The 22031-nt window shown below is 55.3% G+C and carries 22 protein-coding genes, 1 tRNA gene and 2 pseudogenes; 13 read left to right on the top strand and 12 right to left on the bottom strand.

Annotation, left to right across the window (positions count from 1 at the left end; genetic code table 11):
- Positions 1-60: 60 nt before the first annotated feature.
- On the top strand, positions 61-522 hold the full coding sequence (locus JAB4_RS02860; protein ID WP_070223762.1) for an SH3 domain-containing protein: 462 nt from the start codon (positions 61-63) through the stop codon (positions 520-522).
- A 68-nt stretch (positions 523-590) separates the two neighbouring features.
- Positions 591-1631 carry an NAD(P)H-dependent glycerol-3-phosphate dehydrogenase gene (locus JAB4_RS02855; protein WP_070223758.1) on the top strand — a complete coding sequence of 347 codons (1041 nt, stop codon included), beginning with the start codon at positions 591-593 and terminating at the stop codon, positions 1629-1631.
- An 18-nt stretch (positions 1632-1649) separates the two neighbouring features.
- Here the strand turns inward: JAB4_RS02855 and JAB4_RS02850 are convergent, their stop codons facing one another.
- From JAB4_RS02850 to mscL, 4 genes are read right to left on the bottom strand one after another with little or no spacing between them, the layout of a single operon-like run.
- The gene (locus tag JAB4_RS02850; RefSeq protein ID WP_227742087.1) at positions 1650-1994 is read right to left on the bottom strand and encodes a cupin domain-containing protein; all 345 of its coding nucleotides are present in this window, start codon (positions 1992-1994) and stop codon (positions 1650-1652) included.
- Between the two features lie 15 nt (positions 1995-2009).
- Positions 2010-2702, bottom strand: coding sequence for a DUF2461 domain-containing protein (locus JAB4_RS02845; RefSeq protein ID WP_070223756.1), 693 nt, complete (start codon positions 2700-2702; stop codon positions 2010-2012).
- A gap of 21 nt (positions 2703-2723) precedes the next feature.
- Positions 2724-3884, bottom strand: a complete 1161-nt coding sequence (locus tag JAB4_RS02840) for a Do family serine endopeptidase (protein WP_071650259.1) — start codon at positions 3882-3884, stop codon at positions 2724-2726.
- A gap of 41 nt (positions 3885-3925) precedes the next feature.
- Positions 3926-4375: a large conductance mechanosensitive channel protein MscL gene (mscL, locus tag JAB4_RS02835; protein ID WP_070223752.1), complete on the bottom strand. Its 450-nt coding sequence runs from the start codon at positions 4373-4375 to the stop codon at positions 3926-3928.
- Between the two features lie 412 nt (positions 4376-4787).
- On the opposite strand from mscL, the gene petA reads away from it, so the two are divergent.
- The 6 genes from petA (at position 4788) to JAB4_RS02805 (ending at position 9184) form a co-directional block, all read left to right on the top strand.
- Positions 4788-5396 carry a ubiquinol-cytochrome c reductase iron-sulfur subunit gene (gene petA / locus JAB4_RS02830; RefSeq protein ID WP_034753009.1) on the top strand — a complete coding sequence of 203 codons (609 nt, stop codon included), beginning with the start codon at positions 4788-4790 and terminating at the stop codon, positions 5394-5396.
- A 2-nt stretch (positions 5397-5398) separates the two neighbouring features.
- Positions 5399-6811 carry a cytochrome bc complex cytochrome b subunit gene (locus tag JAB4_RS02825; RefSeq protein WP_070223764.1) on the top strand — a complete coding sequence of 471 codons (1413 nt, stop codon included), beginning with the start codon at positions 5399-5401 and terminating at the stop codon, positions 6809-6811.
- A 36-nt stretch (positions 6812-6847) separates the two neighbouring features.
- Positions 6848-7612: a cytochrome c1 gene (locus JAB4_RS02820; protein WP_070223750.1), complete on the top strand. Its 765-nt coding sequence runs from the start codon at positions 6848-6850 to the stop codon at positions 7610-7612.
- Between the two features lie 120 nt (positions 7613-7732).
- The gene (locus JAB4_RS02815) at positions 7733-8344 is read left to right on the top strand and encodes a glutathione S-transferase N-terminal domain-containing protein (RefSeq protein WP_010394154.1); all 612 of its coding nucleotides are present in this window, start codon (positions 7733-7735) and stop codon (positions 8342-8344) included.
- Positions 8345-8569: 225 nt separating this feature from the next.
- Positions 8570-9082 carry a ClpXP protease specificity-enhancing factor gene (locus JAB4_RS02810; protein ID WP_070223748.1) on the top strand — a complete coding sequence of 171 codons (513 nt, stop codon included), beginning with the start codon at positions 8570-8572 and terminating at the stop codon, positions 9080-9082.
- Positions 9083-9108: 26 nt separating this feature from the next.
- Positions 9109-9184, top strand: a tRNA-Thr gene (locus tag JAB4_RS02805).
- Positions 9185-10025: 841 nt separating this feature from the next.
- Here the strand turns inward: JAB4_RS02805 and JAB4_RS02800 are convergent.
- A complete protein-coding gene (locus tag JAB4_RS02800) occupies positions 10026-10559 on the bottom strand; it encodes a helix-turn-helix domain-containing protein (protein ID WP_070223746.1) in 534 nt (177 codons plus the stop codon).
- 603 nt (positions 10560-11162) lie between these two features.
- A pseudogene (locus JAB4_RS02795) lies at positions 11163-11271 on the bottom strand (transposase); the annotation flags it as partial.
- Between the two features lie 422 nt (positions 11272-11693).
- Between JAB4_RS02795 and JAB4_RS02790 the strand changes: the two are divergent.
- Positions 11694-12844, top strand: a protein-coding gene (locus tag JAB4_RS02790; protein ID WP_139143955.1) for an IS3 family transposase whose coding sequence is annotated in 2 segments (ribosomal slippage) — positions 11694-11940 and positions 11940-12844 — 1152 coding nt in all. Because the reading frame shifts where the segments join, the coding sequence is not laid out codon by codon here.
- 636 nt (positions 12845-13480) lie between these two features.
- On the opposite strand, the pseudogene JAB4_RS02785 reads toward JAB4_RS02790, so the two are convergent.
- From JAB4_RS02785 to JAB4_RS02765, 6 genes and pseudogenes are all read right to left on the bottom strand, one after another.
- A pseudogene (locus JAB4_RS02785) lies at positions 13481-13609 on the bottom strand (transposase domain-containing protein); the annotation flags it as partial.
- Between the two features lie 289 nt (positions 13610-13898).
- Positions 13899-14138, bottom strand: a complete 240-nt coding sequence (locus tag JAB4_RS30575) for a DUF6527 family protein (RefSeq protein WP_227742161.1) — start codon at positions 14136-14138, stop codon at positions 13899-13901.
- A gap of 113 nt (positions 14139-14251) precedes the next feature.
- Complete coding sequence (locus JAB4_RS02780; RefSeq protein WP_070219098.1) at positions 14252-15631, bottom strand: ThiF family adenylyltransferase; 1380 nt, start codon at positions 15629-15631, stop codon at positions 14252-14254.
- The gene (locus tag JAB4_RS02775; RefSeq protein WP_070219097.1) at positions 15631-16722 is read right to left on the bottom strand and encodes a multiubiquitin domain-containing protein; all 1092 of its coding nucleotides are present in this window, start codon (positions 16720-16722) and stop codon (positions 15631-15633) included. The genes JAB4_RS02780 and JAB4_RS02775 overlap by 1 nt, the downstream gene beginning before the upstream one ends.
- Positions 16723-16831: 109 nt before the next feature.
- Complete coding sequence (locus JAB4_RS02770; protein WP_227742086.1) at positions 16832-17365, bottom strand: helix-turn-helix domain-containing protein; 534 nt, start codon at positions 17363-17365, stop codon at positions 16832-16834.
- Between the two features lie 27 nt (positions 17366-17392).
- Positions 17393-18490 carry a hypothetical protein gene (locus JAB4_RS02765; RefSeq protein ID WP_071650163.1) on the bottom strand — a complete coding sequence of 366 codons (1098 nt, stop codon included), beginning with the start codon at positions 18488-18490 and terminating at the stop codon, positions 17393-17395.
- An 818-nt stretch (positions 18491-19308) separates the two neighbouring features.
- Here JAB4_RS02765 and JAB4_RS02760 point away from each other — a divergent pair.
- The 4 genes from JAB4_RS02760 (at position 19309) to JAB4_RS02745 (ending at position 22002) form a co-directional block, all read left to right on the top strand.
- Positions 19309-19638, top strand: coding sequence for a hypothetical protein (locus JAB4_RS02760; protein WP_070219095.1), 330 nt, complete (start codon positions 19309-19311; stop codon positions 19636-19638).
- Positions 19639-19746: 108 nt separating this feature from the next.
- The gene (locus tag JAB4_RS02755; protein ID WP_175444847.1) at positions 19747-19911 is read left to right on the top strand and encodes a hypothetical protein; all 165 of its coding nucleotides are present in this window, start codon (positions 19747-19749) and stop codon (positions 19909-19911) included.
- A 478-nt stretch (positions 19912-20389) separates the two neighbouring features.
- Complete coding sequence (locus JAB4_RS02750; protein WP_070219093.1) at positions 20390-20653, top strand: helix-turn-helix domain-containing protein; 264 nt, start codon at positions 20390-20392, stop codon at positions 20651-20653.
- A 2-nt stretch (positions 20654-20655) separates the two neighbouring features.
- On the top strand, positions 20656-22002 hold the full coding sequence (locus tag JAB4_RS02745) for a type II toxin-antitoxin system HipA family toxin (RefSeq protein WP_070219092.1): 1347 nt from the start codon (positions 20656-20658) through the stop codon (positions 22000-22002).
- Positions 22003-22031: the final 29 nt, after the last annotated feature.

Genomic DNA, 22031 nt, shown 5'->3' with positions numbered 1-22031 from the left:
CGTCAAGGCTGGCCTGACACGGCGGCCTGGCCGCCGTGTTTCGTTAAGGTTCAAAATATCATGTTGAAAAGTGCGCTCTTGAGCAAGTTCCGCTGGATGGCCGGCGCCGTACTGTTGCTGGCGACCGCCGCCAGCCACGCCGTCGATTTCAAGACGGTGGGCGCGACCCCCGTCATCCTGTATGACGCGCCGTCCTCAAAGGGCGGCAAGCTGTACGTGGCGCCGCGCGGCATGCCGCTGGAAGTCGTGCTCAGCTACGGCGACTGGGTCAAGGTGCGCGACGCCAGCGGCGAAATGGCCTGGACGGAAGCCAAGGGCTTGTCCGCCAAGCGCAACGTCGTGGCGCGCGCCGCGAACCTCAAGGTGCGCGCCAGCCCCGACGACACCGCCTCCGCCATCATCCTCGTCGACAAGGGTGTGCTGCTGGAAATGAGCGAGCAACCGAGCTCCGGCTGGGTCAAGGTGCGCCACAAGGATGGCCAGAGCGGCTACGTCAAGACCAGCGAAGTGTGGGGCCTGTAAGCCCCGCCCTGCGCACCGGGCGACCGGCCCGGGCGCCGTACCCGTTTCTTCCGCCCCACTGAGGTTGCATGCAAGTTTCTCCAGATACATCTCCCGCCGCCAAGGCCCTGCCCCGCAAGATCACCATCCTCGGCGCCGGCGCCTGGGGCACGGCCGTGGCCATGGCCCTGGCCGGTCGCCACGACGTGCTGCTGTGGGGCCGCAACGGCGAGGCCATGGGCGCCATGGCCGCCAGCGGTGAAAACAGCTATTTACCGGGCTTCCCTTTGCCGCCGCAACTGCGCATCAGCGCCGATTTCGACGCCGCCGTCGCGCATGCCGGCGGCGAACATGGCCTCCTGATCGCCGCCTGCCCCGTGGCGGGCTTGCGGCCCATGCTGCATCAGCTGAAAGACAAGGCCATCGGCAGCCTGGTGTGGCTATGCAAGGGGTTTGAAGGCGGCACGGGCTTGCTGCCGCACCAGATCGTGCAAGAAGTGCTGGGCGACACGGTCGCCGGCGGCGCCCTGTCCGGCCCCTCGTTCGCGCAGGAAGTGGCGCGCGGCCTGCCGTGCGCGCTGACCATCGCCTCGCACAGCGCCACCTTGCGCGGCGCCGTCGTCTCGGCCTTGCATGGCGGCACCATCCGCGTGTATGCGAGCGAAGACGTGGTAGGCGTGGAAGTGGGCGGCGCCGTCAAGAACGTGCTGGCGATTGCCACGGGCGTGGCCGACGGCCTGGGCCTGGGTTTGAATGCGCGCGCCGCGCTGATCACGCGTGGGCTGGCGGAAATCACGCGCCTGGGCACGGCCCTGGGTGGTCAGGCGGAAACGTTCATGGGCTTGACGGGCATGGGCGACTTGATTCTCACCTGCACGGGCGACCTGTCGCGCAACCGCCGGGTCGGCCTGGGCCTGGCGCAAGGCAAAGCCCTCGATACCATCGTGGCCGAACTCGGTCACGTGGCCGAAGGCGTGCCGTGCGCCAAGGCCGTGCGCGAACTGGCGCGCCGCATGGGCGTCGACATGCCGATCACGAATGCCGTGGCCGGCGTGCTGTTCGATGGCGATTTGCCGCACGTGATGGTGCAGCAGCTGCTGTCGCGCGATCCGCGCGCCGAGGCGGCCTGAGAATCAACCGGGCGGCGCCTAGCGGCCCGCCTTGTGCATGAGTATGGTGAGCAACAACAGACTGTCTTCGCGCGCTTCCAGCGCGTGCGCCTGGCCGCCGAGCAGGTACAGCATCTGCCCCGGCCCCAGCAGGTGCTCGCCGCCATGCGCCGTCACCGCCACCTGCCCTTGCAGGCACAGCAAGGTGATTTCACCGAGCACATGATGCTCGGGCATGGTCTTGCCCTTGGGCATGCACATGCGGATCAATTCCAGTTCATCCGTCCTGGCCAGCGCGATGGCGGAAAACTGCGACAGGTCGTCGCCATCCCGGCGCAGCACCTCGATCACCTGTCCTGAACTTGCGTGCTCCAGTGCCATCATGTGCTCCTTCGGCAATTACTCGGTGACTTCCTCCGGCTCTTTCGCGCCGCGCATCCACTCGACCAGCGGCCACGCATCCTTCAAGCCTTCCGCCAGGGTCGGCAGCAGTTTCTCGGGTGCGTTCACGGGCAGCGGCACTTCAGTCCAGACAAAAAAGCTTTTCAGCTTGATGAATTCGATATGTTCGGCGTCCGCCTCGAAGCCCTTGGGCGGGCGCTGCAGCTTGCCCTCGTTCTGGATGGTGCCGAAACGGGCCTTCAAGCGCTTATTTTTCAGCACTTTGGAAAAACCTGGCGCGTCGTTGACCATGTGTTCGCGCAGCGCCTTCAGGCGGCCCGGCGGCGGCATGTATTCGCCGGCGCCGAACAGCAGGTTGCCCTGGCCATCGATCTGCAGATAATACGTGGGACCGCCCGCCTTGCTGGGACGGCGCATGTCGTTCGGCGCGATGGCGGCCGAAAAACGCGTTTTATAGGGACTCTTGTCGTGCGCGAAACGTACGTCGCGGTTGATGCGGAACAAGGCCTTCTTCGGATTGCAGTATTTCACGGCCGGATCGAACTTGCCCAGCTCGCCGATCAGCGACGTCACCAGCGCAAGGAATTCCTCGCGCAGGATGTCGTAGCGGGGCTTGTTCATGACAAACCAGGGACGGTTGTTGTTGTCGCTCAGTTCACGTAAAAATTGGGTCAAATCACGCACATGCATGTGTCAAATTCCGATCAGCAACTATTTGGAAAGCTCTTTCGGGATGGGGCGCTTGCCCACCATCACGTCGAGTGCCGCTTCGCGATTCTTGCGCAGCACCGTCATTTTAGCTTTTTCGCCGGGCGGCAGTTGGGCGATCAGGTTGAGCATTTCCGTCGTGTCGCCGACGGGCTTGCCTTGCACCGTCAGCAGGATATCGCCGGGCACGATGCCCGCCTTGTCGGCCGGGCCGTTGCGCACCACGCCGGCGATGATGGCGCCGCTGGTGCGCTGCAGGTTGAAGCTTTGCGCCAGCTCGGGCGTGATGTCCTGCGTTTCCACGCCGATCCAGCCGCGCACCACGTGACCATCCTTGATGATGGCTTCCATCACCGTCTTGGCCGTCGAGACGGGAATGGCGAAGCCGATGCCGACGGAGCCGCCGCTTTGCGAGTAAATCGCCGTATTGATGCCGATCAAGTTGCCGCGCGTATCGACCAGGGCCCCGCCCGAGTTGCCGAAGTTAATCGCCGCATCCGTCTGGATGAAGTTTTCAAAGCTGTTGATGTGCAGGTTGTTGCGGCCCAGGGCGGAGATGATGCCCATGGTCACCGTCTGGCCCACGCCGAACGGGTTGCCGATGGCCAGCACCACGTCGCCCACGCGCGCCAGTTCCGACTGGCCCAGCACGATGACGGGCAGCTTGTCGAGGTTGATCTTGATCACGGCCAGGTCCGTTTCCGGGTCCAGGCCCACCACCTTGGCGGGCGCCTTGCGGCCATCCGTGAGCACCACTTCGATTTCGTCGGCGCCTTCGACCACGTGGTTGTTGGTCAGCACATAGCCCTCATGGCTGACGATGACGCCCGAGCCGAGGCTGTTTTTCAAGTCCTCGTCATCCTCGCCGTCCGGGTCGCGGTCGCCGAAGAAACGTTTAAAGAAGGGATCGCGCGCCAGCGGATGGGCGCCGCGCTTGGGCACTTGCAGGGTGAGGATGTTGACGACGGCGGGCATGGCGCGCGCCGCCGCGTCGCGGTAGGAACCGGGCGCCAGGCTGCTCGACGCCGTTTCCACCACGGGCACCGGCTTGGCGGGAGAGCCCAGCTGCTGTACCCGGCTGGCCGGGCGCAGCGCGCCGTACACAAAGTACAGCGCCAACGCGATCGTCACGGTTTGCGCAAACAATAACCAGAATCGTCGCATACAGTTCTCTGCCCAGGTCAGCCGGCCGGTGCCGGAACGGCTTATTTTGCCAGATTGTTGCTGTTGCGTGCGTTCTGCTGCAGGGAGTCGCGGATTTCACGCAGCAGCACGATGTCTTCCGGCGTGGCCGGTGCCGGGGCCGGCGCGACCGGTTCGCTGCGGCGGGCCTTGTTCATCAGGCGCACCATCTGGAAGATGATAAAGGCAAGAATGATGAAGTTGAGCAAAATGGTCAGGAAGTTACCGTAGGCCAGCACGGCGCCCGCTTTTTTCGCTTCCACCAGGGTCATCGTCGTCGCCTGGCCATTCAGGGGCAGATAGTAATTGGCGAAATCGAGGCCGCCGAAAATACGGCCGATAGGCGGCATGATCACGTCTTGCACCAAGGAATCGACAATCTTGCCGAAGGCGCCGCCGATAATGACACCGACCGCCAGATCGACGACGTTGCCTTTCATTGCAAATTCTTTAAATTCCTTCATCATTGCCATGAATTTCTCCTTCGGATAGATATAAAAACATGCCGATCATACTATTGATTCCTGGGGATACCAACTTGTGGTTGCCGGCAGGACCAATTCGTGCACAGCCGCGCGCATCTAGTTCGAAAGAACTAGCCACCTCCTGCAAAAGTATATAAATTATGGTACAAGCAACGTTTTTGTTTGATTCGTTGTTTGCTTCACTTATAATTTGCGGTTGCCAGAAGTGGCTTTTTCACTTCCGGATAATCAACAAGAAACTGGCACGGGCTGCGCCATAGTCCGAAGTTCCGCAGGGATGTTGCCACTTTACCGTACAAAGATGCGGGTTGCGGCAATCAGTGGGATAGAGCTTCGGCGACGGGTTTTTCGCGGCTGCCACTCATAATAAAGATTCGCATTTTGACTGATTGGGGTTTGCATGAGTAACGAAAAGCAGGTCGATTCAGGCCGTCGCGGCTTGCTCGTCGCCACGTGCGCGGCGGGCAGTGTAGTTGGATTGGCAACCGCGGGAGCCTTGGTAAGCACCTTCCAGCCGTCGGAGCGCGCGAAAGCGGCTGGCGCGCCGGTCGAAGTAGACATCACCACCTTGCAACCCGGCGAAATGCGCACCGTCGAATGGCGCGGCAAGCCGGTCTGGATCCTGAAGCGCACGCCGGAAATGATCGCGTCGCTGAAAAAGACCGACGGCAAAGTCGCCGATGCCAATTCCCAGCGCAATCCCGCCGAATTCACGCCGGAATACTGCATGAACGAGGCGCGTTCGATCAAGCCTGAAATTCTCGTCGCCGTCGGCATCTGCACCCATCTGGGCTGCTCCCCTTCCTCGAAATTTGCCCCCGGCCCGCAACCGTCGCTGCCCGATGACTGGGAAGGCGGCTTCCTGTGCCCTTGCCACGGCTCCACATTCGACATGGCAGGCCGCGTGTTCAAGAACAAGCCGGCGCCGGACAACCTGCAAGTGCCGCGCCATATGTACCTGAGCGACACCAAATTGCTGATAGGTAAAGACGAGAAAGGCGAGGCTTGATCATGGCTGCTTTCAAAGAAACGAAATTTCCGGCAGACGCTCCCGCCGCCGAAAAAGCGCTGGGCTGGGTCGATGACCGCTTTCCCCTGACCAAGCTGTGGAATGACCAATGGGGCAAGTACTACGCCCCGAAAAACTTCAATTTCTGGTACATCTTCGGCTCGCTGGCCATGCTGGTGCTGGTCTTGCAGATCGTCACCGGCATCTTCCTGACCATGCACTACAAACCGGATGCGGCCCTGGCCTTCAATTCCGTCGAGTACATCATGCGCGAAGTGCCGTGGGGCTGGCTGGTGCGCTACATGCACTCGACGGGCGCCTCGGCCTTCTTCATCATCGTCTACCTGCACATGACGCGCGGCCTGCTGTACGGTTCGTACCGCAAGCCACGTGAACTGATCTGGCTGTTCGGTTTCGCCATCTTCCTGTGCCTGATGGCCGAAGCGTTCTTCGGCTACCTGCTGCCATGGGGCCAGATGTCGTACTGGGGCGCACAAGTGATCGTCAACCTGTTCGGCGCCATCCCGTTCATCGGCCCTGACCTGTCGTTGTGGATCCGCGGCGACTACGTGGTGTCCGACGCCACCCTGAACCGCTTCTTCGCCTTCCACGTGATCGCCATCCCGCTGGTACTGCTGGGCTTGGTTGCAGCGCACTTGATCGCCCTGCATGAAGTCGGCTCGAGCAATCCGGACGGCATCGAAGTGAAGGAAAACCTGGGCGCCGATGGCCACCCCGTCGATTCGATCCCTTCGCATCCTTACTACACCGTGCACGACCTGTTCGGCGTCTCGATCTTCCTCGTCATTTTCAGCGCCGTCGTCTTCTTCGCGCCGGAAATGGGCGGTTACTTCCTGGAATACAACAACTTCCTGCCGGGCGACTCGCTGAAAACCCCGCTGCACATCGCGCCAACCTGGTACTTCACGCCGTTCTACTCGGTGCTGCGCGCCACCACGGCCGACTTCATGTACGTGCTGATGGGTGCCGTGGCCGCCTACGTGGTGTTCATCTGGCTCAAGTCGCGCCTGTCGACGACGGTCAAGTCCATCATCGCCGGCATCGCCATCGTCGCCATCATCGGCATGCTGCCGCAGGTGCTCGATGCGAAATTCTGGGGCGTGGTGTTCTTCGGCGGTTCCGTCGTGATCCTGGCGTTCCTGCCATGGCTCGACCATTCGCCCGTGAAATCGATCCGCTACCGTCCGAACTGGCACAAATATGTGTACGCCATCTTCGGCCTGTCGTTCCTGATCCTCGGCTACCTCGGTACCCAGCCGCCAACGGACTTCAGAACCATCGTGTCGCAAGTGTGCACCCTGATTTACTTCAGCTTCTTCCTGCTGATGCCATGGTGGAGTGCCATGGGCAAGTTCAAGACCGTGCCGTCGCGTGTGACGTTTCACCCGCACTAAGCCGCTCTCACGCCACGCTCAAAGGACATACATCATATGAAGATTGCAAAAAAACTGCTCGCCATCCTGGCACTCGTGCCCGCCATGGCTCTCGCCAGCGAAGGCGGCTTTCCGCTGGACAAGGCGCCTGACCGCCAGACCAACATGGCAGCGCTGCAACATGGCGCCAAATTGTTCGTCAATTATTGCTTGAATTGCCACGCCGCCGTGTCGATGCGCTACAACCGCCTGCGCGACCTGGGCTTGACGGAAGACCAGATCAAGCAGAATCTGTTGTTCTCCGGCGATAAAGTCGGCGACTTGATGACGACCAGCCTGGCGCCGCAGGACGCCAAGGCCTTCTTTGGTGTCGTACCGCCGGATTTGTCGGTAATTTCGCGCGCGAAATCATCTTCCGCTGGCACAGGCGGCGACTACCTGTATACTTACCTGCGTACGTTCTATAAAGACGACACTCGTCCGACCGGCTGGAACAATATGGTCGTGCCGAATGTTGCCATGCCGCATGTATTATGGGAATTGCAAGGTGTCCAGACTGCCAAGTTCGTGGAAGAGAACGATCCGCACGAAGCTGGCAAGAAGATCCACAAATTTACCGGCTTCGAGCAGGTCAAGCCAGGTACGTTGAACAAGATCGAGTACGACAATGCGGTAGCCGACCTGGTCGGCTACATGGAGTGGATGGCCGAACCGGCACAGCAGACACGCAAGCGCCTGGGCGTTTGGGTACTGCTGTTCCTGTCGGTCTTTGCTCTGCTGGCATGGCGCCTTAACGCGTCGTTCTGGAAGGAAGTCAAATAAGTGAGGCGCCGGCCATAGGCCGGTTTATGCCTGTTTCTGCGTTGTCCGCATGAGTGGACAAGCGACCTGGGGTGAGCCGTTCACGGCTTCACCCCCTTTGTTTCTAAGGAACTATAAAAAATGATGGTTCTCTATTCGGGTACAACCTGCCCATTTTCGCAACGCTGCCGCCTGGTCCTGTTTGAAAAAGGCATGGACTTCGAAGTGCGCGACGTCGACCTGTTCAACAAACCGGAAGACATTTCGACCATGAATCCGTATGGCCAGGTGCCCATCCTGGTCGAGCGCGAACTGATCCTGTATGAATCGAACATCATCAACGAGTACATCGATGAGCGCTTCCCGCATCCGCAGCTGATGCCGGCCGATCCGCTGATGCGTGCCCGCGCGCGCCTGATGCTGTTCAATTTCGAAAAAGAACTGTTCGTGCACGTGCACGTGCTGGAAAGCGAACGCGCCAAGAGCAACGACAAGGCCCACGACAAGGCACGCGCGGAAATCCGCGACCGCCTGACGACCCTGGCGCCGCTGTTCCTGAAAAACAAGTACATGCTGGGCGACGAATTCTCGATGCTCGACGTGGCTGTCGCGCCGCTGCTGTGGCGCCTGGACCACTACGGCATCGAACTGTCGAAGACGGCTGCACCGCTGATGAAATACGCCGAACGCATCTTCTCGCGTCCTGCCTACATCGAAGCGCTGACGCCATCCGAAAAAGTCATGCGCCGCTAAAAGATATCCCCATAAAGCTGCTGCGCAGCCCGCTCTCGACTCGGCGTTACCCGCCGTACTGAAGTACGGCTGCGTTACTCAAGCCGATATCGGGCTTGCTCGCGACGCTTTCTGGGGCATCTTGGGCCACGTGTTAAAGTTGTTTTTTGCGCTGTCCCAGTCTTTTGAACTACCGGTGCGCCCGCCTCATGCTGACGGGGGCGCTCCCGCCTCACAGTGCCTATCATGTCTGAAATCTCAACCAAACCTTATATGCTGCGCGCCATCTACGAATGGTGCACCGACAGCGGCTACACGCCTTATCTCGCGGTCAAAGTCGATTCGCGCACCACAGTACCGATGGAATACGTGAAAAAGGGCGAAATCGTGCTCAACATCAGCTTCGGCGCCACCAGCGGCCTGAAGATGGACAACGACGCCATCCGCTTCCACGCCCGCTTCGGCGGCGTCTCGCGCGAAATCTACGTGCCGGTCGACAACGTGATGGCCATCTACGCCAACGAAAACGGACAGGGCATGGCCTTCGAGCCCGTGCTGGGCAACGATGACCCCGACGCGCAACCGACGGACAGCCCCGCTTCCGCCGACGTGCCGCCGCCCGTGCTCGCCCCCGCCGCCAGCGGCCCGACCCTGTCGTCCGTGCCGGCCAGCTCCCCCGAACAACGCGACAACGCCACGCCCGGCGACGACGAGCCACCAAAAAAAGGCGGCCGCCCAACCCTGACACGCATTAAATAGCGTATAATTCGCAACGCGCAGTTTTTGCCGACTTAGCTCATTTGGTAGAGCAGTTGATTTGTAATCATCAGGTGGCCAGTTCGAAACCGGCAGTCGGCACCAATAAATTCAAGCACTTAGCCCAATCCTCAGGATTGGGCTTTTTGCTTTCTGGTCGCCATGTAACCCCTGTGTAACCCGGCTTGATCAATCAAGCCGGACTAACCAGCGGCCTGTCACACCATGCACAGGTGACCAAAGAGCCCAAAAGGGCTCTTATCGAATAAGTCGCATGCACAGGTGCGACACCCTTCTCTCAAGCACCAAGAACGCGCCGGATACCCTCTACCGGCCAGGCCAGGCGGCCGTTCACACGAACCGGCCGCAGAGGCCCATTTTCAGTGGACGCCCATACCCGCAATGTCTGCGGTTTTCTCCCCAAGTGGTAAGCAGCACATGCGGTATCGACATGCGTCCGCCGCTCCAGGTCAAGCGGCATGAAGCCCAGACAGGATTGAGAACCTTCCATATGGTGTTGTACTGCTTGCGGTTGTTGCTGATCCATCCATCGCCTCGAAATTTAAGCGCCGTACAACAGGCGAACCTTCAATGGTCAGCGCCACATTGTCCGGCACATGTCCGACAACGCCGGGGCACTGCCCCAGCCCAAGAATACTGTTCTGTATCGACGCCGCCCATGACGCGCAGTCAATACGCAAATGCTTCTCCCCGCTCGCCCCCACCCCACTCGGCTTTCAGAGTCGGGCACAACTCTCTTCCGCCCCTCTGCTTCACACTACCTACAAAAAATAGCTTATTGCTGGCGCAAAAACCGTTTTCCATATTCGGAGGTGGGACTGCAAACGCCGCCCCATCCATTCGGGTTGGCTCATTCTCCGGTCGGTCACTAGACTGCCCTGAACCGGCGAAAAACTTTTGTGATGACGAGAATAGGCGCTTTTGATCAGCTACAGCAATCCAACTCGAGGCAAAATTGAAGTCGTTTCGGGATGGTTCCCGTTTCGCGTATTTGCTGCAGCATCTGACGTACGCGACGTGTTGTAACTCCTAAAATCTGCGCGAGGTCAGTGGTAGATTTGCCACTTAAATAGCGTGCCACCGCCAGCATCTTGGCCAAGGTCGTCTCGTCCCACGCGAACGTTTTTTCTTCGCTATCGTCGGCAGCCGGTACAGTCCTTTTTTCAATCAATGTGCGTGCTTGGGCGCCGATAATATCGTCACTGTCGTAGGAGACTGCGAACGTATGAGCGCCAAATTGTCGCCGCATTCGCTTTTTCCAATGCCCGAAAATGAACTGACATAGCGTACCCTTCGCTGGGTCAAACTCATTACATTTTTCCAGGGTGATGAGACTGAATTCTTGGCAGCCGTCTTTCCAAGGTAATCTATATTTTGCTGACTTAGCTTTGATCTGGTCCAAGTTTTCTTGCGTAAGCGTAACGGCAAGATCGGCTATTTGGGCTGGGGTATAGGACATGCTTTCCTTCTCTAGTAATACAGACATAACTAAGATTTGACGGAAGCTCTGTACGACTAGAAGGGGACGCACCCTTCAACCCGGTCGTACTCGGGTAAACCTTTGTACATGCACAGGCGAAACAAGCCGTGGAGCAGTACACGGCATGCTTCAGACAGAGGCAAGAAGTTAGGGAAGGTATAGCGGCGTAGCGTCAGACGAAAAAACTGTCGACGCAGAGGAAGGAGGATACGCACGGCAAAAAGAACGCGTGTACCCCAAACAAAGATTTGAATAGGCTTGTGAAGCCGTGTGGAGACAGAGCCAACAAATGGAAGGACAACTCATAGAGAGTCGGAGCCATACCAAGTGCCAGAAGATTTTTGGGAGTGCAGCCTAAACTGCTGACAAGCAATGCCGCATAGCGGCCTATGCTATGAACAATACCATCAAAAATTTTAATGTGTCAAGAAATATTGATTCATGGAAAATTTCGCATCGGTAGACCTGCCACTTCAATTACAAGGCTGTCATGTATCTAAACGGATACGCGATGATGATTAATGTGATGGGAGGATAACGGTCGGACTGATCTTGCCCAGGTCAGCGATTAGATCGCAGCGGCCGCTCGCCGCCGCTGTCGGTGCCGGCAAACAGATAGTTGCGACGACCAATGGCCACGCAAAGCACGCTCGGCCGCCGAGTTATCAATCTCGACGGCGCCGTCGCCGCAGCTATTGATGTGCAGTACGTACTGATCATGAACCCTATCAAGGCTGTCACAAATATACAAAGAAGGTCGAGCAGAAGACGCCGCCTTCTCACCATTGACGGCGCGGTTGATTGAAATTGGTGCGACAGATTTTGAAGATGACCTGGATGAATTTAGGACGATGAGTTGGGTTAGGCAATAGCCCTCCAAGGCACGCCGGACCCCAGGCAGCATTGCCCGGGACCAGAAATAGTCAGAAATAATTACTTAGGTCGTATGAACTTTGCTGCCAGCGATGGCAATCCGGTTAGGCTTGCTATGACACTGGCCGAGAGCTTAGGAAAATCCAGCATTGCGAGAGCAACACTCGTCAACAGCACTACTGAATCGCCACGACAATTGTAGACACTCCTGAGCCATAATATCGGACCCAAGGAGAACTTATGAGTGGCAAGCGGTACACAGAAGAATTCAAGATAGCAGCAGTCAAGCAGGTATCCCACCGTGGGCACCCAGCGAGCGAAGTAGCAGAGCGGCTCGGGGTAAGCATCCACAGCCTGTATGCCTGGACGAAGCGCTATGGCGTGCCTGAGGCAGAGCGCAAGGCTGTCGATGCCCAGTCTGACGAGATGCGGCGCTTGAAGGCTGAACTCAAACGCGTCACGGAGGAGCGTGACATATTGAAAAAAGCCGCGGTGTACTTTGCCAAGACGTCCGGGTAAGGTACACCTTAATTGCAGAGTTACAGGGCCAGTTCCCGGTGCGCCGGCTGTGCAAGGTGCTCGAAGTGCATCCCAGCGGCTTCTATGCCTGGCGCCTCAATCCTGAAAGCCGCCGCGCTAAAGAAGACAAGCGTCTGCTCGTGCCAATCAAGGAGTCATGGTTGGAAAGCGGCAGCGTGTACGGCTACCGCAAAGTGAGCGATGACTTGCGCGAGCTCGGTGAGCAATGCGGCATCAATCGCGTTCACCGCCTCATGAGGTCGGCCGGTATTCGTTCGCAAACCGGTTATGCCAAGCGCAAATACAAACGCGGCGGCGCGCCTTCGCTGGTGGCCCCTAATCATCTACAGCGCCAGTTCAACGTCGAAGAACCGAATCGAGTCTGGGTAACGGATATCACGTATATCCGTACCTACGAAGGTTGGCTCTATCTGGCCGTGGTGCTGGACCTGTTTTCGCGGCAGGTAGTTGGTTGGTCGATGAGTTCGCGCATCGATCGAGAGGTGGCGATGAACGCGCTCCTGATGGCTGTCTGGCGCCGGCAGCCCAAGAATACGGTGATGGTGCATTCCGATCAGGGCAGCCAGTTCAGCAGCTACGACTGGCGCGACTTCTTGGACGAGCACAACCTGCATCAGAGCATGAGCCGACGCGGGAATTGTCATGACAACGCCGTCGCCGAAAGCTTCTTTCAGCTCTTGAAACGGGAACGAATTAGACGAAAGACATACGGCACCAGGGATGAAGCAAAGCAGGATGTCTTCGATTACATCGAGATGTTTTACAATCCAAAGCGTCGGCACAGCTTCAGCAATGACTTGTCGCCGGTCGAATATGAAAAGCAGTATTTCCAGCGGCTTGCGAGTGTCTAGAAAACTCGTGGCGATTCACTACGCTGGTTAAGAAGACGAGCGCGATCAGTGCATCCCGGTGTGGGGTGCTTATAGACGTGACTTGTGTGGGTTTACTGCTTGGAAGGCGTTGTACAGCCGGGGTATTGCGAACTTTGGGGCGAGGAGAAGCGTAGCGAGAACGTCGGGGCCCGTCGCCGTCGCCGTCGCCGTCATCATCTCCATCCCCGCCAGACTCGCCTCCTGCTCCTGGTGACGCGCCAGATGTGTCAGAACCCTCATCAAGCGGAACAGACGCGGCAACAACGAAGGCGGGGCTTCGCTCCACCTTATAAGACTCTGCCACTGCCATATACGCTTTATTCATTGCTCTTGCGATCTTGGCAGGGTCGAAGGCAACTACTGCGCCATTACGCCTGATTATGCGGTAATCGCCACGGGCGGCGATTTTGGCTTCGTTGATAGATTGGATAATCATATAAATCGTCCTTTTTGAGAGGATGTAGAAAGTACCCCATGTCAGGCGGTGCAATTGTAGCGCGGGTTCGCCGCATTGGCGCCTTTTTGGGAACACAGTAAGCGTCCGCTCAGCGCCGTCTTGAGTGCTGTGGCAATTCGATCGATGATGGCCTCACACCGCTGGGAAGCGGCGTCATCTTAGAGAGTTGCTGGTAAGTTGCAGTTCCAAGGAAAAAATTCATCAACCCGGTTGACGAGATGATCGGCGATGTGCGTCAGCACTTGACGCAACCAAGCTTCGGGATCAATGCCGTTCAGCTTGGCAGTACGCTGCAAATCCTTCTTCAACTGACTGATCTCTTTGCAGTCGCTCTTGCTTTGCTCACGAAATTCCCGGCTCAGCTCCCCGGGCGCCGCGTTGGCCTGTTGGCAGACCTCGCGCCAATCCGCAACCTGCTCAACGAATATAGTTGTGCCCGAAATTACTTGATCACCGCAATGCGGTCGATCTGAGCGTGACCGTCAACCTATGCTAAAACGTACGTTTCAATATTATTAAATCAAGCCAAAGTGTCGATACCATTCCAAGCAGAAGAATACACCGCTGAGAGACTGACTAATCGCACCAGATGATCTTGCCTTTACGAACCCAAAAATGCGACCGGCACCCTCCTTGAAGCCACACCGATGGTGTTAACGTAGGCCGTCTTTTATGGTCGACCGTAATTTTCCAATGGGGATTTGCATCCGGGATCAGCAGTAACTCGATGGTTCGCTGACAACCACATGGACAAGTAAAACCAACGCTCCACTCTTCTTTTCCGTCTCGGACAAGCACCAGATTTCGTTTTGGCATTTTAGTGGGCAAAAAATCGCCCTCGGCGACCTCCAGACTTCTAACGAGCCATCGGTCCTCGTATGCAGCCTTCAGTCGTTGCCACAATACTTTTAACATTTCATGTGCCTTCATTACGCTACTAGCGGTTCGGTGCACGACAAGAATGGCAATCCGATAAGCGGCTCCTGCGCACCTCGCGCCAGCAACGGATTATCGCCAACATCAAACGCAGCCTCCGTGATGTACTCCTCCTCCCCCGCAGCAAAACTAAGTTGGCGGCGCGCATACTTACCGTTGGAATCGTGTCTGAAAGGATAAACTCGAGCAATGAATTCCAACATAAGGTCCGATGCAGCTCGCATATTTAACGAGATGACCGACGGCGCTTCTTCCGCGGATCCCTTGATGTAGCCGTCCAATATTTCCTGGCGATACTTCTCGGGCGCGGTACGCTTCAGGTATTCGGCACGCAGACCTGCCTGGGTATAAACACCTCTGTCCGCGAGTGTCGGGCCACCTGGACGTACATAATCGACCCTGGCGCATACGTCTAAGATAGCTAAGTCTTTGCCAGCGCGACGCGTTGGAATACATACGCCGACATCGAAAATCGGGATCAGAAAGGCCGAGCCAATCAGATCCACGATCTGCCGTCCTTCTTTAGAGTCGACACAGCAAAAAATCACGTCTGCCTGACTTACCTGTTGCACTGCTTCGCGATCCAGGATGGTCGTTGGAACCGGCACCGAAACACTGCCGCCGCGATGACTAGCAACAGCCCTTGCGAGTACCTCGACCTTATATTCGCCCACGTCTGCTGTACGTGCGTTCAGGATTCGGTTCAAGTTCTTTGTTTCGACCTTGTCGTAGTCGACCGTAACTATCCGGCCAAATCCTAAGCGTGCAACCTGTTCCGTACAAATGGACCCAGTACCAGACGCACCGATGATCGCTGCGGTCAGACGATTCATCTCGCCGCGCGACTCGGCACCAAACGCCATGGGGCGCTTGAAAAAGGCACCGTCCGACCACCACAGATTGATATCATCTGCAGCCATCGTTACAAGTTCAAGCTTTTGTGGCTTCATGTCCGAACGGTAAGCCCTAGCGAGCATCTCACCGCCAGGCAGCATAATGGCGGTACCATGAAGCGATCCGAAGGCCTGAAAAATGCACGGAATGGTCAGCTGATCACTGCGATCGTCCTGCAGCGAGAACTCAAAATAGCCGCCGGGGTGCGAGTGCAAAAGGATCAAGCTAAGATCATCCGGCGCGGCAGCGTCGATGGCGTTTTCTATCGCCATGCCTGGCCAGCGCAAAAAGTCAGCCTCGCGAACACAGTCGCCGTATGACACAAGCATAATGTCCCGCACGAGTAGGCGGAGCCTTGGCCCAGCCCCCCGAGCGCAAAGCAAGACTGCTGCGGCTTCAAGCCCATCACCAGGAAAGAGATGATGATGAAGTTGCTCGTGCTGCTCCTTCGTGAGCACCAATGTCGATGCCGGCATCATTACTGAACCTCTTTCATCAACGCGGACTCGACCAGTGCGATGTGCGTCATTACGTTGTCAACGCCAGGACGCCACACAGAACGGCCACTACGGTGGCGAGACCAGCGCTGGTGCTGTTTACCCTGGATCATCTCGCTAGCTTCCGTTGCCGGAATCGGAACGCCCGTCGACAACAGACCTGCCGGGAACAAGTAGAACATGTCGATCTGCGCCATCGGGTAAGTGGGCGGAACTTCGATCGCTAAGCTGACGACATTTTGCGTGTAGCCGGCGGGCATTTTGTACTCTGGTAACAGGAGCCATTGGCGCGCGTTTTCAACGATTGCTTGCCAACCAGGGTAGGCGCTATCGAGATAGGTTTCGTCTGCTGGCAGCAGTCGAAACTGGCGAACGACCGAAGACGCCGCCTCACCGTTGTCAACGTCTTTGGGGGTCAGACGCAATTTTTCGATACCCGGTGTGGTCAGGTCGATGTCATCGTCGAGGCCCATTTCGCGTTTATTGTGGCCTTCTACAATAAGGTAGATGTGCCAGCCCTGATCGGTGCTCACGCCGGCTAATTCCAGAGCTTTGCGCACCTTAATCACAGGGGTGTCGATGGTCAACGTCACACCTTGGACGTTCAACTTCCAGGTCGGCAAACGTGTAACCAGATTTTCGGAACCTCGCGGGGACAAGTCCAGCTCCGTACCTTCGCTCAGGAGCACTTCGCCGCGATCAGGGTCGACCAAGAAGATACCCTTGTTAGCCGGGACAGCGGCCAGAGTGCGGACGACAGAAACCGGAATGCGGGATGCAGGCCAGTCGTAGCGAATACCGTCGATGATCATGCGCCACGAGCCATCGCTCTCTGCAACTATGAAGCGATTCATCTCGCCGCGGATGCTCACTGTCTCAGTTGGACGGATGTCCTCCAGGCCATGCGCCAGCCATTGCAGGACGGTGATCTGCGGGGTGGGAGCAAAGCCGGCGACTTCGGCAATTTGCATGCCGGTAGGCGTCTCATCATAAATGAGCACTGGACGCAGCATCAGATCCAAACCGCATACAGAAATCTCGTAGCGACCATTTTGGGAAGGGTGAGTAGACATAAAATCTTTCTGCTTCAATGAAGCTGTTTAACATCAGGTACACTATTGCCCGATGAGTTAGCTACATCTTACCCTGAGAATTCTGATTAAAGCAAGCTGTTTAATGAGATTATCTGATTGCTTGATATTTGAACTCTATGCCGCCAGTGTCGGCAACGTCCTCTACCCGCAAGATATAACCTTGGCTAACCAAATTTTTCAGCCTAGTGCTGGCATTTTGAACTGAGAGCCCAAGGTCGGAAGCGGTTTGTGAGGCCAGAACAGATCGTTGGATAAGAACATACTCCAAAAGCTGGCGGGCAGCCGCGTTTAGCTCCGCACCAATGATTTCAAATTGATCATCTTTCCAGATAACCAATGGCTGTTCCTTCGCCTGAGCAGCGTAGTTCCAGTTGTCGATCAGGTCACGGTTAGTCAGATCAGTTAGGAAAAACCCCTTCTGCTGTCTAAATTGTTTAGCAACAGCGATCACGCTCTCTCTTGGGAATGAAGCATCTGTAGCTTCGATCCCACTCAAAGACACACCGAAGATTTCATAGCGATACTCAGCTTCAACCAACTCTACCAACTTGCGAAAAACTTCTTTACCCTCAATGTTTCCAAAAGGGTGAGCATCAGCGGTGAACTCACGGAGTTCTATCATCTTAGGATTCTGGTTCATCTTATTAATTTAACGAGATTTTAGAGAAGAGTCAAGCAAAAAATCAAAACAGATGTGAGTGCCAAGAATTCTGGATAAATTTAGAGAATGAGAAAATTTAATTTCCCCATCAACATAATTTATTTTTAGCTCAAAAGTTTCTTGTCGCACTGATATTTTTGCTTTGAATTTATTGGCAATTCCGGCAGAAACCTTCAAACCTAGTCCCCGGCCGTCGTCATCAGATTTACTAAAACCACCAAGCGAGAATACTTCTTGCAACAATGCAACTCTAGCATCAATCTTAGAAGAATTTATTTTCTCTAATAATTTAGGATATTTCTTACCAAGTACAGGCATTAAGGTACCGACGATGCCGAGACCACTGTCAGAAATTACTGTTTGAATGTGCGGAAATTTTCCAGAGTAATTTTGCAATCCGGCAAAACCTGACACTTGTAAATTCGAATGCTCCTGCACATTCCCGAACAATTCAGACAAGATGGTGAATGCAGCTTGAGAGTAGTTTGGTCCAGCACATGATTCAAAACTATTCTTGAGACTCTCAGGAATTGTTCTATCAGGGTTAATCGGATCAATAGATCTTAGTTCTACGACATTATTATTATTTCCCGCATAAGCCTCCGCTTTTGAACTTTTCGGTCGATAAGGTTGAATATTAATTTCCTTATCTAACTTATCAAAAAAACCAATGCGATTAAAATAACTAACGGTTTTTTTACAATTATTGAAGTCTATAATAACTTTTTTCCCTAATGAGTTAAGTTGATTACAAAGAGCCAACAACCTTGCTAGTGCCTCCAATAATATCTTACAATCTTTTGAAAGAACAAATTTTATATCGGAATTATTTCCGTCCAATATTTCCAATCCAGAAATAGATTCCTCAAAAATTTCAGCAGACATCCATAAACATTCTTGAAACTCAATAACTAACTCTTTATCATCTACTAAAGACCATTGAAATTTTGAATTAACAATGAATAATTTATTATTGGCGTAAAGAATTTTATTTATGGCAGTTTTATCCGACTTCAATTTTTCGGCCAAATTTTTAGCCATCAATTTTGGTGTTTTTCTTAAAATCTCCTGTATCGCTTTTATCATATTTTATGTCTTAAATATCAGTTTTTGGCATATTCTATCTTACTTTAGAGCACCTACACCTATAAAAAATACTCGCCTTCTCGCTACATGTTGCGCCGATCGCACGTTGAAGATCGAAACTATGTGGTGATGAACGAAGATTAAAAAAAATTAAGGGATGGACCTTACTTATTACGAATCTTCATGCTCTTGCTTCGCATAATTTCAAACAACGAATGATCGAGCTAACACTGTTTTTCTGAACACAATGCTCCAGATCCTTCTTGAATATGTAGGTGATTTTAATTTTAAAGTCGAGTACGTATCGATATCATTGAAATTCGTGAAAGCATATGGTAATTGATCGAGGATCGGCCTGGACAATGCACAGTTCCATTAGGCCTACTTAGGCGCGTTTGAACTTATCCACGAAGATTCCCTCCATCCCCTTCGAATGCGGGTTACCTATGGGCATGTAGCAAGCCAGTACATACATTCACTGGACCGGTAAAGCGCTGCTATTTTTCCCTCGATAGATTCAAGTTAACTGAGCCAATGTTCGCCTGATCGAACCGCATCCGCTTGCTTTCACGATGCTGTGTCACACCGGTTCGTCCATCAGGCTACGCGACGCCAAAACGCTATGCAATGATCTTGAGGTCATAGCACTACTTCATGAACACACCTGTGACGACCTTCCCATTGACGAGGACGATATTGCAGTGTTTGAACGAGAACTGCTCTTAGATCTCGACTTGCGCAGGAACGAACGGGACTTACGATAACTCTTGTCGCGGTCACATATGCCGCTCAACCAACCCCACAAAGGGAGTTATTTGATGAGTACCGATAAAGTCACTAACCAGACCATTTTTACTACCGACTGGGCGAAAGAAGATCGCCGATCCGTTAAGGCCTACCTCAATGGCAAAGGCGACGGCAGGGTCCTGTGGTGGAACATCAATCGTTGGGTTCACCAGCATTTCAGGCCCAAAGCTTCGCTCGAGAAGATTATGTTTTGCTTCCACTCACGCCACCACACTCTCACCTTGTTGAGCCTGGAATATCGAGCCTACGTCCAGGAGGTGGCAAAGGCAATCCAGTCTGAGGGTGTCGTGGTAGGCATTCGAAGCGCAATTTCCTCAGTCCGTAGTAATCCATTTGTCTGAAGGATCCGTTCGCTCACAACTCGCCTAGGATGAGCACGCCAAGCCATGAACGAGGTTGGCGAAGGCCGGACATAGTGGTTTCACCCTGAACATCATGAAGACAAAAAAATGAACAAACTTATTGAGCATATTAAAAAAGTAGCGATCGACGACATCCGCCTTTTTTTCGAACCGTTCACCATAATGACACGCCTGATTCGCCGCCTGGCCACAGCCGTGATTTCTCGTTTCAGACGATCAAAAACAAAGGACGAGAAGGAAGGTGATCAATGAGAAGTAGCGCTTTCTACTTGTTACTTTATTTCTATCCGTTAGTGAAAATGCTCCTCACAATTGTGTGTCGGGTTTTCGGCTTCCTCTCGGTCATCATGCTGATCGCGATATTCTTCAACGACTCCTGGGTGGACATTCTTGCGATTACTGCACTATTCTTTGTGGTGTCGATCAGCGCCTCGATTCTTCAGGCAAGGTACACCAGGCTTCTGCTGAAACTCCAACCGGATCAGACTGAATACATTTTCTACGACTGATTGAACAGCCAAGGCCGACCGTCACGTGATAGTCGGCCTTGGTACCTCACATGCCTCGGTGAAACACGAGGAGAATCTGCAGCATCTTCCGGCCAACTGTGCGTTATCTCTTCCCCGCTTTATCTGTCCCTCAGCTATTTCTTATACATCCGTTATCCAGATATCTTGACTTTATCTGCATTTCAGATAATATTGATATATCTGAATAACGGATACCACACATGTCCTTCTCGCCCACCACCCACCGTCTCCTCACGGCGTCGCAGCTCGGCCAGTTGCTCGCATCGACCCGCAAACGGCACAAGATCACTCAGGCGACTGTAGGCACGCGTGTCGGCTTGAGCCAGAATCGCATCTCCTACCTGGAGAGCCATCCTGACGAAATCAGCGTCAAGCAGTTACTCAGCTGGTGCTCCGCACTCGAGCTGGAGCTGCAGTTGGGCGAGCGCGATACGTCCGCCGCAAGCAATTCGGCCGAGTGGTAGCCATGGGCCGCCGCTCACACAGCCAGACGCTCCATCTTTGGGCAAATGGCGACTATGTAGGACGCTGGACGGTCAAGGCCAACGGCGACTCCGAGCTCCAGTACGATGTGTCCTGGCAAAGCTCAAGGCTGGGGCGCCCAATCTCGCTGTCGCTGCCGTTCAATCTGCGCAATGAACCGCTCAAGGGTGCCAGTGTTGCAAACTACTTTGAGGGCTTGCTGCCGGACAGTGACATCATTCGCAAACGCGTTGCGACCCGGTTCAAGACAGGCTCTCTCGAACCGTTTGACCTTCTCGCGGCTATCGGCCGGGACTGCGTCGGCGCCTTGCAGCTGCTGCCCGAAGGCGGCAAACCGGAAGGACTGGCCCAGGTCGATGGCATCGCCCTTGACGAGGAAGACATCGAACGGCACCTGCTCGAAGTGGTTAGCTCAGAGCGGCACGGCGCCACAGATGATGCCGACGATGATTTCCGCATTTCGCTGGCTGGCGCGCAAGAGAAAGACGCCTTCTTGTGGTGGGATGGGAAATGGATGAAGCCGCGTGGCGCTACGCCCACAACGCACATCTTCAAGCTTCCGATCGGGATGGTAGGCGGAAAAAGAGCCGACTTCAGCACGTCGGTCGATAACGAGTGGCTATGCCTGCGGCTGTTCAAGGAGTACGGGCTGCCGACGGCAAATGCCGAGATTGCGACGTTCGGCGCACAACGGGTGCTCGTCGTCGAGCGTTTTGACCGCGTGCGATCAAGCGATGGCAAGCAGCTATTCCGGCTGGTTCAGGAGGATTTTTGCCAGGCAACGGGAACATCACCGCTGCTGAAATACGAAAATGACGGTGGGCCGGGGTTAAAACAGATGTTTACCCTGCTGCAGCAATCGCAGCAGAGCGCTGCCGACATGCACACGCTGATGGCCTCTCAACTTCTATTCTGGATGCTGCGCGCACCCGATGGCCACGCCAAGAACTTCAGTATCCAGCTCCTGGCCGGTGCCGGCCGGTTCAAGCTGACGCCCATCTATGATGTGATGTCCGGCTATCCTGTGATCGGCCCTGGACCCAACCAGTGGGCCGAACGCAAGCTCAAGATGGCGATGGCGCTACTCGGAAGCAACCGGCACTACCTCGCGCATGGCATACAGCGGCGACACTTCAACAGCACTGCAAAAGCGGTCGGCTATGGCGCGGACGCCGAACCGCTCCTGCTCGATTTCATTGCCCGCACACCCGCAATTGTAGACAAGGTCCGCAGCGAACTGCCTGTGGGGTTTTCGGAAAAGGTGGCCGACAAAATTCTGGGCGGCCTGCTTGATGCCGCAGCCGCCCTTCAACGGATGCCGCCAGCCTGACCGGATACCTCGCAGACGGCGCGGCCGCG

It is taken from the genome of Janthinobacterium sp. HH102 (genome assembly GCF_001758625.2).
In the GTDB taxonomy this organism is placed as follows: domain Bacteria; phylum Pseudomonadota; class Gammaproteobacteria; order Burkholderiales; family Burkholderiaceae_D; genus Janthinobacterium.
The sequence above is the reverse complement of the archived record's forward strand: the minus strand, read 5'-3'. Positions and strand labels throughout refer to the sequence as shown.